At 33.6% G+C, this 15,858-nt stretch carries 9 protein-coding genes; 6 read left to right on the top strand and 3 right to left on the bottom strand.

The window, feature by feature from the left end:
• The coding region (locus ACFFVB_RS17060) for a M60 family peptidase N-terminal accessory domain-containing protein (protein ID WP_382384440.1) at positions 1-1,356 on the bottom strand (1,356 nt) is incomplete at its 3' end.
• A gap of 674 nt (positions 1,357-2,030) precedes the next feature.
• Positions 2,031-4,529 carry a M60 family peptidase N-terminal accessory domain-containing protein gene (locus ACFFVB_RS17055; protein WP_382384439.1) on the bottom strand — a complete coding sequence of 833 codons (2,499 nt, stop codon included), beginning with the start codon at positions 4,527-4,529 and terminating at the stop codon, positions 2,031-2,033.
• Between the two features lie 822 nt (positions 4,530-5,351).
• Here ACFFVB_RS17055 and ACFFVB_RS17050 point away from each other — a divergent pair.
• Entirely contained in the window at positions 5,352-6,389 is a 1,038-nt protein-coding gene (locus ACFFVB_RS17050) for a leucine-rich repeat domain-containing protein (protein WP_382384438.1), read from the top strand.
• Positions 6,390-7,104: 715 nt separating this feature from the next.
• On the opposite strand, the gene ACFFVB_RS17045 is transcribed toward ACFFVB_RS17050, so the two are convergent.
• Positions 7,105-8,694: an L-serine ammonia-lyase, iron-sulfur-dependent, subunit alpha gene (locus ACFFVB_RS17045; protein ID WP_382384437.1), complete on the bottom strand. Its 1,590-nt coding sequence runs from the start codon at positions 8,692-8,694 to the stop codon at positions 7,105-7,107.
• 178 nt (positions 8,695-8,872) lie between these two features.
• Between ACFFVB_RS17045 and ACFFVB_RS17040 the strand changes: the two genes are divergently transcribed.
• The 5 genes from ACFFVB_RS17040 to ACFFVB_RS17020 all read left to right on the top strand — a co-directional run bounded on the left by ACFFVB_RS17040 (position 8,873) and on the right by ACFFVB_RS17020 (position 15,803).
• Entirely contained in the window at positions 8,873-9,757 is an 885-nt protein-coding gene (locus ACFFVB_RS17040; RefSeq protein ID WP_382384436.1) for an AraC family transcriptional regulator, read from the top strand.
• 18 nt (positions 9,758-9,775) lie between these two features.
• The gene (locus ACFFVB_RS17035) at positions 9,776-10,657 is read left to right on the top strand and encodes an AraC family transcriptional regulator (protein WP_382384435.1); all 882 of its coding nucleotides are present in this window, start codon (positions 9,776-9,778) and stop codon (positions 10,655-10,657) included.
• A gap of 123 nt (positions 10,658-10,780) precedes the next feature.
• Positions 10,781-13,018 (top strand): S9 family peptidase, encoded by a 2,238-nt coding sequence (locus ACFFVB_RS17030; protein ID WP_382384434.1) that lies wholly within the window; start codon positions 10,781-10,783, stop codon positions 13,016-13,018.
• Positions 13,019-13,036: 18 nt separating this feature from the next.
• On the top strand, positions 13,037-14,437 hold the full coding sequence (locus tag ACFFVB_RS17025; RefSeq protein ID WP_382384433.1) for an aminopeptidase P family protein: 1,401 nt from the start codon (positions 13,037-13,039) through the stop codon (positions 14,435-14,437).
• Between the two features lie 31 nt (positions 14,438-14,468).
• Complete coding sequence (locus tag ACFFVB_RS17020) at positions 14,469-15,803, top strand: Gfo/Idh/MocA family protein (RefSeq protein ID WP_382384432.1); 1,335 nt, start codon at positions 14,469-14,471, stop codon at positions 15,801-15,803.
• The last annotated feature ends 55 nt before the right edge of the window (positions 15,804-15,858 follow it).

Here is a 15,858-nt window from a genome sequence, read left to right as displayed (position 1 = left end):
TGGATTTGCAATTTTAACTGTTGTACTGTTTATTTCGTATTTTGTTGTAACACGATCCATTCGTTTGATATCTGATTTTTTGGTCAAATCCCAAGTATGTGCACCCACTAAGATAGAAGCCCCTATACCCACTAATGATGATGGAACGGTAACTGTCGCCACGCTTCCTGGTGCTAAATATGTTCCAGTTGGTCGTCTAGCATCTTCGGTTTCGTAATTAGATTGTGTACCTGGTTTTCTAACGTGAATTCCGTTTATCTGAATAGTAAAACTTTCTGTAGGATCAGCTGGCTGTGCTACGGCTCCTGGGAAATAAGAAGAGGTTTCAAAAAGTGTGTTTTCGAATAAAGTTGGATAGTTAGTTAGGTTCTCTGTGGTGTACGAGTAGTCTATAATTGGTTGCATTATTGCAAGCATTAAATTTTCTAGTTCGTAACCTGAAGCTGTTCTACTAAAGCCACCTTTCGATGAGCTGTTTGCTGTGAATAATCCTCCAAATTTCGCTTCGTATAATGCAATGGTTTCTAAAGCTGTTTCTATAACATCGGAATCGTCCGTAAATAATGAACTATTAATAGTAATATCGGTGATTAATGATTCTAATTCTGATGCAGATAAAGTGGTTGTACCTGCAATATGATCTTGAATAGTTTCAAATAAAGATAATGTACTGTTATTGCTTGAAATCACATAATCTGTGACACCAAATAGATACGCATCGTCGTAGCTCGCATAATAATTTTTACGATTATGGTTTGTTGTTACGTCTGTTTCTTTATGCCAAGAGCGTACAGCATTAGCTTGGGTGCTTTCATGTTTCCATTCTAAAAACATAGAGCCATTATAGAAGCCTGCAAGTCGCCAAACAGCAGCATTTCCTACAACATCCCTTAGAGTTCCATAGGTGTCAATTGTGCTACCGTCCCATGACACAATTTCGCTATTGGTTTCTCTGGAAGAAAAGTAAAGTTTTCCATCATCTACTCCCCCTAATGTCCAATAATTGGGCGTCTCAAAAATATCACTTATTGCACCGTAATTAGTTCTTGTTTTTGTTTTATTATTCCAAATGTCTATTTGACCATAATTGGTATTGATGGTATCGGTAATTTGAAAGTAATAATTGTTTTTGTCTAGTGCTACTAATTTCCAACCTTCTTTTTTATCAAAAGTAGTGCTAACATCAATGGCGGTTATTAAGGTTTCGGTAGAAGATTGAAAGGCATCTATCTGTCCAAAGGTGGTTTCTGTTCCGTTGGGCCGTTCATAAAATAAGTCCTGGGCCAAAACAGGGAGGGTGGTTATTGCAAACAAATGCAACATTAAAAGTTGTTTAATTCGTAATTTTTTTTGCATAATAAATATGTGTTAGGTTAAATAAATAAAGCCTTCACCAAAAAAAATATGCTGTATTTCTGGGAGGTAATTAATTGTGAATCATAAATTTATAACAAATCGAGGGGCGATATTATGATTATGTTAACACATTGATGTATTATTTTAACAAAACCATGGTGTAAGAGTATTCTTATGCTTTAATTTCCATGTTTTTTATTAAAATGGTGGTGAATTTTCGATTTGTAACTTTGGTTAAGATCGATTAACGATTTAGATTTTAAGGTGTATTCAACTAAAAAAATACGCGATGTATATTAATAGGTTTTACCTGCGCTAAGTGAAAATCAGTTGAGCTTAACCGATATTTTAGTACTGATTTTCCGGGTAGAAAACGTAGATGAGATTTTGTAGACTGACTTGTGAAACGGATTTGTTTTGAAGGTGTGAAGTATTTTTTTTAACTCAAATAATTATAGAGGAAAAACCAGATTTTATGAAAGCTATACGCTTGTGGTCTTTTAATACTTAAAAGTGCTTAGCAATTATTAGTGTAAAATAAAACCTCCAAATTATTTTGAAATGCATCAAAATAATTTGGAGGTTTAGAACTGTAAATCATCTTCTTTTAAAGAAACGGGATAGATTAAATATGCTATTCTAAGTTGTTAAAATGACTAATATAGATGAGTGATTTATTTTTTAACAGTGAACTTTACTTCTACAATGCTATTTGATTTATCTTTTTCATTTCCATGAGTTATAATTTTAATATAACGTGCTTTTCTAGAAATAGAGTAGGTATCGAAAGTGTCTTTTGTTTTATTGCTAGATAAGCCTTGCATTACTTCCAAATACGTTTGATTTTCTCTAGAAACTTGAATATCGAAAAAATTAGAATTTTTACGTTTGTCTGTGAAGTTAATTTTTAATTCAGAAACATCGTAAAGTACTCCTAAATCGTAAACTATATATTCGCTATCACCTTTGGTTGTCCATACTGTTTTAGTATTATTATCTAAAGTGTATTCTGGATTTGCCGAGGCACTTGCTTCTGCAGATTTAGGTGTAATTTCTACGCTTTTAGAACTGTCGTCTTCCGGTCTTCCGTCAGGAAAGTATAAATCAATAATAGTTTGTATTTCATCAACAGTAGCTTGTGCTTCTGCAGTTCCGTAGCTATCCCACCATTTTTTTAGGAAACCTTGGTAATAACTCTGAGAAACATTATCGTGAAACGTTGCGTTTTCAATTTTATCAGCATTAAAGTCTTCTAAGCCAAAAGCTCTAAATGCCTTGTTATCCATAGGTACTATGGTTTTGTAAAAAGATAATTGATCGTAAATGGCAGTCGATTTTTTTAAACCATCTTTTTCGATTTCTTCTGCTAAGCGATCAAAATTATCAGGATGAACTCCCCAAAAATGAATAAGCGGACGCAAATCGTAACCAGCAGCCTGAGACATTCTTAATAATCTGTCGTCGGTAGGAACAGCATTTACATTGGCAGAATAATCTATTTCTCCTCTGTCGTAACTTGCACTTGTATTGGCGTAAAACGTTTCTAAAGCTTCCCATCCAAAAAGTCTAACAAGGTCTGCATATTTTCCATGACCTCTTGGCTGGTAAGAAAACTCCTGACGCATTTGTCCTGTTTTAGAACTCATCGGATTTCCTGATCTAAAATTTTCTGTAATCATCCAGCTTGTTGCGGCTTCTTCGATAGAATGTGATATACCATATCCGTTAAACGATTCTTCGAAAGCTTTGTTTAATTCAACTCCGAATTTTTTGTTATGTACAGCTACCCAAAGGAAATTAATTGAAGATTCAATCTCACCTTTAAATTTATAAATCTTTTCTGCGTGCCCTTGTTCGTGAAACAGGACATTAGTTAAATATCCTCTTTGGTCTCTCGGTCCATCGGTTAAATAACTACTGTGGTATCCTTTGTAATCTGTGTAAGGATCGTAAGAAACATTTGATTGCGGATATCCAGGGAAGTTTGCTTTTCCTCTTTTATTAACATCTACTTGCATGTAGATTGTTGTTTTCGATCTTGTAAGCGGACGACCTAAAAGCGTTGAAATTGCGTCCATAGACATATCCCAGTCGTCCATAGTTGTTTCGATTCCATCAAAATTAGAGACCCATGCAGTAGGAACTTGCATCATTACTTTATCGGTTTCTATATCTGTCCAAGGGGCTTCACGTAATCTTTCTACGTTTTTCCAGTCGCTTAAACTTGTATTGTTAGCTGCTGTTCTAGCATAATATGGTGAACGTACTACGTTTTCGAGGGTAATATTAAGAATACCTAGGTCGTTTTTATAGGGTACATTAATATAAACACCTCCTCCTAAAGGATTGGCGATGGTGATTGTTTCGCTAGTAATATCATATTTGGTTGTAACACGATCTAATCTTTTAAAGTCTTTTTTCTTTGTTAAGTCCCAAGTATGTGCGCCTACTAATACCGTTGCTCCAATTCCAACTAAAGAAGAAGGTAGGGTTACAGTTGCGACACTTCCTGGTGCTAAATAGCAACCTGTTGGGCGTCTAGCGTCTTCGGTTTCGTAATTTGCTTGTGTGCCTGGTTTTTTTACATGAGTTCCATTTATTTTTATGGTATAACTCACAGAAGAATCTTCTGGCTGTGCAACTGCTCCAGGGAAGAACGAAGAGGTTTTAAATAATCTATTATTAAATAGTTCTGGATTGGCTTTTAAGTTTGCTTCAGTGTAAGAGTTATCCATAACAGCTTGCATAATGGTAATCATTAAATTTTCAAGTTCGAAGCCTGAAGCTGTTTTTATAAGTCCGCCTACTGTAGAAGAGCCTTTTGTAAATAATCCCCCATTTTTAGATTCGAATAATTCAATAGTTTCGAATGCAGATTCTATAACATTAAAATTGTCTGCAAATAAAGCGTTGTCTTTTGCGATAGTTTCATTTGCTGTTTCTAGTTCTGCCGCTGTTAAGGTAGATTTTCCTAAAAGATGTTTTTTAATTTTCTTTAGTGCAGCTAATAATTCCTTGTCATTAGATTTTTCAATGACGTTATTTTTTACTAGAGAAGAGCTTGATAAGTTATCTGTGCCTGTTGGTCGGAATGTAGTCGAAGTATTATTAGTTTCTTCGGGGAATAGGCCGGTAGCAGAAATTGAAGTTGTTGTTATTGCTAATAAAGGCAATAGAAAAAAATGTTTAAACTGTATTTTTTTATACATAATAAAGTATCCGTTGATATCGTTTTTAGAGGTTTAGCAACGCTATTAAAACATAGTGCTTTAGTGTAAGATGCGGAGCTAAATTTATTTTTAATAACAATATTATAATAAAACAATAGGATATATGGGTGATTTGTTAGCCTAATGCCGTACTTTTTTGACAAAATAATAAAGTTTCTCGTTTAAAAGACTTAGCAAGTGCTAAAGAGGTAATATTAATTTTGAATATCTATCCTTATTAATAATTCAGTAGTAACTAAGTTGTCGAACATATTATCATAAAAACATCTTCTGTTTGCTTCCTAAAAGAATTTGTTTAGGTGATATTGGATTTTTTTTTATTAAAGTTATCCAACAAATCTATTAAAACAAAGGAAGTATTATTTTCGGGTTTATTTCCTTGAAAAACTGTTTTTACTGTGGGGGAAAAAAACGGTTGTTGCTCCATTAACTTTTTAATTAATGATGATTAGAGAGGTTCCGCTTCTTCGATAGACAGTTTTCGTTTTGTTTTGCTTGCTTTTAAACGTTTTTTAGAACACTCCTTCTCTTTATTGTAATGGATAATAATATGGTATATATTCATCTCTTTTTTCTCTTCTGAAAATATTGTGGTGTCAATTGTTCGTATTTATGATTAGCCAGAAAAGAGCTGTTAATAATTTGTTAATATAGTATTTTGATGTGTTAATTTATTACACTGTAATAGTGCGTTTTAACGTAAATTGTGATAAAATTCATTGTATTGATGAATAATTATAATAATAACTAAAAATTAAATTTATTATGAAGAAAACATTACTATTATTTGCAGCATTTTTAACGTTAACATTAGTAAATGCTCAAACTTTTACTGTTGGTGACTTAGTGTACAATGTTACTACTGCCCCGTTTGTTGAAGTAAGTGGTTACGCATCAGGATCAACGGCTGCAAACCTGACAGTCCCTTCAGTTGTTGAAGACCCTGATAATCTTGGTACGGAGTATACAGTAGTCTCAATAGGGAATGAGGCATTTCGAGATAATACAATCATTTCAGAAATAAATTTACCAGAAACGGTTGTTACTATTGGTAGTTCGGCATTTCGATCGTCTACTTTGACAAAATGTAACTTTGATTATATTACATTTATTAATGGTTATGGTTTTTATGGTTCTAGTTTAGCTGGTGACATTGTTTTGACTGCATGTGAGGAATTAAATGCTTATGTGTTTACTGGTTGTACAGGTATTACTTCATTTGAGGCGCCTGCCATGATTACTTTTAATGCAGGAGGTTGTTCAGGTATGGAAAATGTAAGAGAATTAGATATTCCTGTAGCGGTTGATAAATTTGGTGGTAACAGTTTAAAAGGTAATACTAGTTTAGAGCAAATGCAGCTAGCTTGGACAAATCCAGCAGCAATTAGTATAGCTGGAACTACTTTAGGAGGTGTAGACTTAACAAATGTTAAGCTTTATGTGCCAGTTGGGACTAAAGCTGATTATGTAGCTCACGCAGTATGGACTTTATTTCCAGATGATAATATTATTGAAGGAGAAATGCCTCCTTTAGTTACATTAAGTACAGATGATGTTGTTGCACAAGAGTTAGGTTTTAGTATTTATCCTAATCCAACAAGTGATTTTGTTTTTATTAAAAACACCCAATTAACAAGCAATGCAGAACTTACCGTGTTCGATTTAAATGGAAGACTTTTATTAAGTAGGGAAGTTAATAATGTAGTTTCTGAAATTAATATTTCTAACTTAACAGCAGGTATTTATCTATTGAAAATTAAAGTTGGAAATGGCGAGTTTACTAAGCGTATATTAAAACAATAAATTAAAGAAGTGTCTAGTCCTGAGTAACCGATACAGATTATTAAAGGATTAAAATATTAATTAAAGCTAAACAATCTTTAGATTGTTTAGCTTTTTTTTGTTTTGTAGTGATTTCTTTGTTCTGTCTTAGGGTAAGTTGATACAATTGATATGAGTGTAGAAAGTGCCGTTAAATCTATGAGAATGGCAACGATAATAAGGTGTAGCTAAAGCTCTAATTCATTATTTAGATAGCGGTTTATAGTGTTGCTTGTTGGTGTGTTAAAAGGAGGTAAACTTATCAAATACTCGTGTGTCAATGACAGGCGGATATCATTGTTGTGAAATGCTCTCGTGTAACTTGTCAATGGAATAATTAAAGTAGAATTCTTAATTAATAAATGTAACACAGCAAAAGAATAAATACAAACTTATAATAATAGAAGACCATACTTGAGTTTTAAAGATAAAGAGCCTAATTTTATGCGTAAAAAAAATCCAGTGAAAATATTATCACTGGATTTTTTTAATTTTTCACAAACTTTTGGTCTGTTTTACGATAACTTATTGATGTTTCTATTTAGAATTGAGGTGTACATAGAAATATAATTTTTTATGGACAGGAGTGAGTTCGGGGTAAACTTACATGGTTCTAAAAATTAATATCTGTTATTCATTTTTTATAATAATTATATTTTGTCGTTTTTAGCTTAAATAGTAAAATATTCTAAATCAATTAACAATATTTAAAAGCACCATTATTAGCTGTTGCTTTGTTTTTATTTAATCGGTCTTCTATTTGTTTGGCTGTTTTAGTAATCGCTAGTCCGCCAAGACCTGTGCATCTAAGTGTATGCGGAATGGCATCTCCAACTCTTTTCATAGTGTCGATAACTTCATCTAGCGGTATTACTTGATCGTAATCCGAAATTGCCATATTTGCACAAGAAATAGCAGTGGATGTTGCCATAACATTTCTATTTAAACAAGGTGCTTCGACACGATCGGCTATGGTGTCGCAGATAAGACCTAGAGAACTTTGAAGCGCAATAGATGCGGCTGCTAAAGATTGATTTAAAGTACCGTCTTTTAAGACGACTACGCCGGCAGCTGCCATTCCGGAAGCAGATCCGCATTCTCCCATACAACCACCAACTTCTGCAGAAAATGTAGAATGTGCTGTAATAAACACACCTATTAATCCAGCGGCTAACATAGCGTGTATGGTTTGTTCTCTAGAAAGTTTAAGAGTTGTCGCTGTTCCGATAATAGTTCCTGGTAACGTACCGCAAGACCCCGCAGTAGGAGCGGCAACGATAACGCCCATAGAACTTTTAACTTCCATCATAGCCGATGTGAACATAATTGAATTGTTTAACACGTCTCCAGGAACGAGTTTCTTTTCTTCCATGTTCTTCTTAAAAACTAAAGATTGACTTCCTAAAATACGGTCTTCGTAATGTGTGCCTTTAAGTCCGAGATCAATAGAGTTTTGCATGGTGTCTACAATGTCTCCCATTTTATCGATGACTTCACTTTTTGAAATATTACCGCGTTCACTTTCGTAATCTAGAGCAAGTTCCCAAAGTTTTAAGTCTTTGTCCTTATTATATTCTAATAGTTCTTCTACGGTAATAAAAGGTACTTTTAAATCTTTTCTAGATTTTATAGGTAGCACAGGAAACAAGGTTCTCGCGTAAGAAATGTTTTCAATGGTTTCTATTTCTAGTTTTAACGTGTCGTATTCTTCCTTGGTAGAACATATAGAAATAAAATTTAAAGTCCCATTATAAGGTTGGATTTCGCCTAAATCTAGTTGTTTTAACTGACTTAGTAAACCGTCTGAAATGGTATCTGTATATAGTAATGTCTCGTAAAAATCGCCCATTAAAGATACTGTAGCGCCGTCAATTTCGATAATTTCTATCATTCCACCACCAGTAGAGAGGCCGATAACTTGGTGTGTCTCTGTTTTATTCTTTAAAGTGATTTTATAGGTATTAGGATGGGTCGCTCCAATAGGATGTATATCTATCTTTATATTAACACCGGATTCCTTCATGTGGAATTCGTAATCTTTTAAGCGTTCGTCATCGGCATTCCAGCCAAGTAGTCCTCCAAATAGTCCCATGTCCGAACCTTGTCCAGAATGTGTAGTAGCTAGGGAACCGTTTGTGTCAAATTCAATGTAAACATCGTCAATAGCGTTGTTCATTAAATCCCTGCAAATTCTACCAATTCTTAATGCGGCGGCGCAATGAGAACTTGATGGGCCTCTCATTACAGGGCCAATTACATCATTGAATATACTTGGATATGATTTCATAGTCGTAGAATTATTGTTAATTTAAAAAAGAATTTTTATGCTTTCCTTATTTTTAGTCCAATTTATGGAGTAAAAAATCAAATTTAAAAAGTTTGCACCAATATTATGTATATCATAATAGCTATTTCTAATACTTTTTTGTAAATTCGACTTTATAATATAATTTTATAAAGTATTTATGTCAGCTGTTATTGGTTTTAAAGTGCCTATGTGTCAAGATTCTTCGATCCGTGTTGAGGAGTATGTAGATACGCAGTTTTACAACACAATACATTTTCATGAAGAATATCAGATAACACTTATTTTAGACGGAGATGGTTCGCTAGCGGTGGGTGAGAAGGTCTGTAAGTTTAAGTCAGGGGAATTCTATTTGTTTGGAAAAAACTTGCCTCATGCCTTTAGAAATGATGGTACAAAAGTGGAAGAAGGCAACAAAATAAAAGCGCATTATATTAGTGTGTTTTTTAATGTAGACTCCTATGGTTTTCTACTTAATGAAAATCAGGAAACAAAGGGTATTAAAGATCTCTTATCTCAAGCATTATTTGGATTGGTTTTGGGAAATGTGGATGCAAGTTATTTAGAAGATAAAATGAGAACACTTGCAACCCTGAATGAATTTGATCAAGTTCTAGAATTGTTAACTATACTCGACCATGTTTCTACAGCTACCGGTCATGAAAAGTTAATAAATAATACTATTGAAACTCTTGATTATGATGTAAATACTATAGACGAGATTAATGAAATCTTTGAGTTTATTAAATGTAATTATAAAAAGAAGATTTCATTAGATACAATTGCAGGTCATTTTAATATGACGGCTGCGACTTTTGGTCGGTTTTTTAAATTACGGACTCAAAAAACATTTTCGCAATATCTTATAGAAACGAGAATTTTAAAAGCGTGTGAGCTTATTAGAAGTGGTTCTCATAATACAACAGAAAGTTGTTATAATTCAGGTTTTACAAACATTTCTAATTTTCATCGTCATTTTAAGAAAGTGATTGGGATGACGCCTACGCAGTATAAGTTAAGTATTGAAAAGAATAAAGCTAATTAAACTTAAAATTATAAACTCATGAACGCACATCAATATAATATTCCTATGGCGCAATTTGGTACTCCAATTGTTGAAAAATGGGTTATGGACAGTTTTTATGAGCCTATGCATTTTCATAGCGAATTTCAAATTACTTTAATTAAAAAGGGGAGAGGTTCTCTTTTTGTGGGAAATAAAGTTGTGCCTTATAAAGAGGGTGATTTATTTCTTTTTGGTAAAAATTTACCACACGCATTAAAACCGACCATGGATAGTGCTGAAAGTTCAGTATTTAACACATGTAAGGCTACAACGTTATTCTTCGATCAAAATAAAATAGAAGATTCTTTGCGCACTATTCCAGAAGCTTCTAGAATTGTAAAGCTTTTAGGTTATGCGGCTCACGGCATAAAAATTCCGAAAAGCAAAGCAAAATATTTAAATGGCCACGTAAAAGAATTAACCGATAAATCTGGATTAGATAAGTTTTTATTGTTTTTAAGGTTACTAAACGATATTTCTAAAAATAACAATATTAAGGCCTTGTCGTCAAAAGCAACGCCAAAATCTATGAGTAAAAAAGCCAATCCTAAGGTTGGTGATATTTGTGATTTTATCAAAAAAAATCATAAAGAAGTAATCACTTTAGATATGGTTTCAGATTTTGCTAATATGTCTCCAACAGGATTTTGCCGATTTTTTAAAGCGAAAACCAATAAAACATTTTCACAATATCTTACCGAAGTACGTATAGGAAGTGCTTGTGAATTATTACATAATAATGACTATAATATTTTTGATTGTTGTTATGGTAGTGGCTTTAATAATTTGTCGAATTTTCACAAACATTTTAAAAAACATACTGGAATGTCTCCGTTGGAATATCGTTTAAAAATTAATGATAAGTTGATGGATTGTTAACCAGTTATTTTGTTAAACTTTAATGAGTCTATAGTTTTAGTATCTTAAATTGCTAAAATTAGCAATCAATAATACGATTCAACTCTTTAATATTGTGTAAAATTTATTGAGTAAACTATAATTATGAAAAGAAAAGTATTAGGCGTTTTAATCTGTGTTTTAACTTTATCTCTAAAAGGTAATGCCCAAGAAACTAAGCCTCTATTGTTAGAAGATGTTTATAAAGATAACGTTTTCAAGCAAAAAGGTTTCGGTCCAGTAAGATGGATGAAAGATAATAAAGGGTATTCTACATTAGAAAATAATACGGAACTTGGAGGAAAGGACATTGTAAGATACGAAGCTAAAACAGGAAAGAGATCGGTTATCATTTCTGCCGAAAAACTTGTTCCAACAGGTGAAACTAAACCTTTGGTGATTTACGATTATGATTGGTCTGCAGACAATAGTAAACTTCTCGTTTTTACCAATACAAAAAAAGTTTGGAGATACAATACACGTGGTGACTACTGGGTACTTGATTTAAAAACAAATACATTAAGTCAGTTAGGAGCGTCATTACCAGAATCTACATTAATGTTCGCTAAGTTTTCTCCAGATGCATCTAAAATGGCATATGTAAGTGAACTTAATATTTTTGTTGAAGATTTAGGAGATCATTCCATAAACCAGATTACAAAAGATGGTGGAGATAATATAATTAACGGAACTTTTGATTGGGTTTACGAAGAAGAATTAAGTTGTAGAGACGGTTTTAGATGGAGTCCTGACGGTGAAAACATCGCGTATTGGCAATCTGACACGAAAGAAGTTGGTACGTTTTATATGATTAACAACTTAGATTCAATTTACTCAAAACCAATTCCTTTACCTTATCCTAAAGTAGGAACAGAGCTTTCTGCAGTTAAAGTTGGTGTCGTACCTTCAAAAGGAGGAGAGACAAAATGGTTCGATATTCCTGGAGATCCAAAAAACAATTATTTGGCACGTATGGATTTTATTCCTAATTCTCAGGAAGTGATGGTTCAACAACTTAATCGTCGTCAAAACACAAATAAAATTTGGATAGGAGACATTAATTCAATGGCTCTTGATAATATTCTAGTTGAAACAGATGATGCTTTTTTAGATGTTCATGATGATATTCGTTGGTTAGAAAATGAAAAATATTTTACATGGTCTAGCGAGCGCGATGGTTGGTTCCATTTATTTAAAGTGTCTAGAGATGGTAAAGCGGTAACACCTATTACAAAAGGAGAGTTTGATGTGGTTCATATTAACTGTATCGATCCTAAAGGTGGTTATGTATATTATATTGCTTCGCCAGATAATTTTACACAACGTTACTTATATAGAAGCCGTATTGATGGAAAAGGAGATGCCGAGCGCATTACACCTGTTTCTAACTCGGGACAAAATAGCTATCAAATTTCTGCAGATGCTAAATGGGGAATTCAAACGTCTCAGAATGCAACAACACCTACACGATATGACCTTGTAAGTCTTCCAAAGCACAAACAAATACGCGTTTTAGAAGATAATCATATCTTACAAAAGCAATATGACGATTTAGGCCTTAATCCGAAAGAATTTGTAAAAGTTGATATTGGAGAAGACGTTTTAGACGCGTGGATGATTAAACCAATTGATTTCGATCCGAATAAAAAATATCCATTATTATTTTATGTATATGGAGAACCAGCAGGTTCTACTGTGCAAGATAGTTGGGGAGGTGGTAGTTTATGGGACCAATATATGGCGCAACAAGGCTATATTGTTATGAGTGTAGATAATAGAGGTACAAAAACACCAAGAGGAAATAAATGGCGTAAATCTATTTATGGACAAATTGGTATACTCGCTGTTGAAGATCAAAGTAAAGCCGCTTTAAAAATTATAGATACATACAAATTTATCGACTCGGAGCGTGTTGGTATCTGGGGATGGAGTGGCGGAGGCCAAATGACATTAGGTTGTATGTTTAAGCATCCAGAAATTTATAAATCAGGTTTAGCTGTATCTTTTGTGTCAGATCAAAGATTGTACGATGCAACGTATCAAGAACGTTACATGGGACTTTTAGAAGATAATGCCAAAGGATATCACGATGGTTCTCCTATTAATTTCGCACAGAACCTAGAAGGTAATTTAATGATTATTCATGGAACGGCAGATGATAATGTACATTATCAGAGTTATGAAATGCTTGTAGATAGACTTATAAAACATAACAAAATGTTTAATATGATGTCTTATCCAATGCGTGCACATGCTATTTACGAGAGAGAAAATACATCTTATCATTTAAGAGAAACGATGGAAGTGTATTGGAAAAAGAACCTACCAGCAGGAGGTAAATAAAAAAGTAAAAAATTAAATATGTTTCCAAAGGAAGAATATATAAAACGAAGAGAACAACTAAGAAAATTGATGACCAATGGTTTGATTGTTTTTTTAGGGAATGAAGAAAGTAGTATTAATTTTAAAGATAATTGGTACCAATTTAGACAAGATAGTACGTTTTCGTATTTCTTTGGTTTAAACGAGCCAGACTTGAAAGCTACTATCGATTTAGATACTAATGAAGATATCGTATTTGGAGATAATCTTTCTATAGATGATATTGTATTTACCGGTCCAGTAGAATCTATTGAAGAACAGGTTCAAAAAGTGGGGGTAAGTAATGTAAAGCCTGCAGCGGCAATTAGTGCTTATGTGCAAGATGCTATAGCGAAAGGGAAACAGGTTCATTTTATTGCGGCTTATCGTCCAGAACATCTTTTGGAATTGTCTAATATTCTTAATATACAACCTTCAGAAGTCAAAGGAAAAGAATCTCTAGAGCTTATAAAATCTATTGTAAAATTAAGATCTATTAAGTCTGAGTTAGAGATTGAAGACATTGAAAAAGCAGTAAACACTACGGTGGAAATGCATTATAAAGCAATGGAAATGGCTGAAGAAGGTCTTAAAGAATCCGATCTTTATGGTGCTGTTAAAGAAATTGCTTTAGCAAATGGTAACAACACTTCTTTTCCAACAATCATGACTATTAACGGTCAGATACTACATAACCACTATCGCGGGAATACGCTTAAAAAAGGGGATATGGTATTATGTGATTGTGGTGCAGAAAATTATTCTAACTACGCAGGGGATTTAACACGTACGTTTCCTGTAGATACAAAATTCACAAAAGAACAAAAAGAAATATACGATATTGTATACGATTCTTATAGTACGGCAGCAGACCTTTTAAAACCAGGACAGTTATTTTTAGATGTTCATTTAGCAGCGTGTAAAAAAATTGTCGAAGGCTTACAAGGCTTAGGTATTATGAAAGGTGATGCCGACAAGGCTGTAAAAGCTGGAGCGCACACGATGTTTTTTCAATGTGGTTTAGGTCATATGATGGGGCTAGATGTGCATGACATGGAAAACTTAGGCGAGCAATATGTAGGCTATACTGAAGAGATGAAAAAGAGTACGGAATTCGGATTTAAATCACTTCGTTTAGGGCGTGCTTTAGAAGAAGGTATGGTACTTACTGTAGAACCGGGTATTTACTTTATTCCAGAACTTATGGCGCTCAGAAAAAAGGAAAATAAATACTTTGAGTTTATTAATTACGACAAGTTAGAAACTTATAAGAATTTTGGAGGAATCCGTATCGAAGACGATTTTTTAATTACTAAAAATGGTTCTCGAAAATTAGGAAACAGACTACCGTCTACCTCAGATGAAATAGAGGCATTTAGAAACAATAAGACCAGACTTTAAAACAGATATAGAAAAATTTAAATTTATAGAAATGAAAAGAAGACATTTTATTAGAAATACAGCTTTAGCAAGTTTATTAATGCAATTACCTACCTCTGCAATGAGTTTAGGTTTTGGAGATGGTAAACGATTAAGAACTGCTCACGTTGGAGTTGGTGGAATGGGAGGTGCAGATTTAGAAGCGATATCATCTCACGAATTAGTAGATGTGGTTGCCTTGTGTGACGTAGATACAAATGCTTTAGATGCTGCTAAAAAACTTCATCCTAATGCTAAGTTATATTCTGATTATAGAGTGCTTCTTAAAGAAATGGGTGACGATGTAGATGCTGTTATTGTTTCTACTCCGGATCATACTCATGCTCCAGTTTCTATGATGGCTATGGAAATGGGGAAACCTGTTTATTGTCAAAAACCATTAACGCATCATGTGTCTGAAGCTAGAGCGATGCAAAAATTAGCAGAAGATAAAAACTTAGTGACTCAAATGGGGATCCAAGTGCATTCTTTTTACGACTATAAATTAGCGACTTTATTAATTCAAGCTGGAATAATAGGAAAGGTTAAAACAGTACATGCTTGGTCTCCAAAAAACTGGGGTTACGATGGTCCTGAACCAAAAGGAAGTGATCCAGTGCCAAAAAATTTAGATTGGAACTTATGGTTAGGTACTGCTGCTAAAAGACCTTATAAAGATGGGTATTACCATCCTGGAGACTGGAGAAAACTTTTAGATTACGGTTGCGGAACTTTAGGAGATATGGGAGTTCATATTTTCGATACACCTTATAACGCATTACAATTAAAAGTGCCTACTACAATTGTGAATAATTGTAGAAAACCTAACGGATATGGTTTCCCTGAAAAGAATACTGTAACGTATATGTTCCCTGGTACCAAGTATACAGATAAAACATTAAAGTGGGTATGGTATGATGGTGAAGGAGCTCCAGCAGCTCACGAAGATTTAAAATTACCAAACGGCGATAAATTACCAAGTCAAGGGGCCATGTTTATTGGTGAGAAAGGGAGATTGTTATTACCTCACTTTATGAAATTACCTCAATTAATTGTCGATGGTAAATACGAAGATTTAGATATGTCTTTAGTTCCTGATCAAGGACCTCCTGTAAGAGATTATGGTGCTGAAGGTAAAAAACATTATCATCAATTTGTGGATGCATGTTTAGGAACAGACGAGTGTAGTGCTCCTTTTTCTTACTCTTCAAATCTAACTGAAACTATTCTATTAGGAGTTATCGCTAGTAGATTCCCTAACAAAACATTGCATTGGGACGATGCTACCGCACAATTTAGTGAAGCAGAAGCGAATGTCTTTCTTGGTGGTGAGTATAGAGATTTTTAATCCGCAGTATTAATAGCTTAGCATAATAATTTAAAAACTTTCAAGAATCGTATTT

It is taken from the genome of Formosa undariae (assembly GCF_042427615.1).
In the GTDB taxonomy this organism is placed as follows: domain Bacteria; phylum Bacteroidota; class Bacteroidia; order Flavobacteriales; family Flavobacteriaceae; genus Formosa; species Formosa undariae.
Note: the sequence above shows the minus strand (reverse complement) of the source record. Positions and strands in the feature narration are given on the sequence as shown.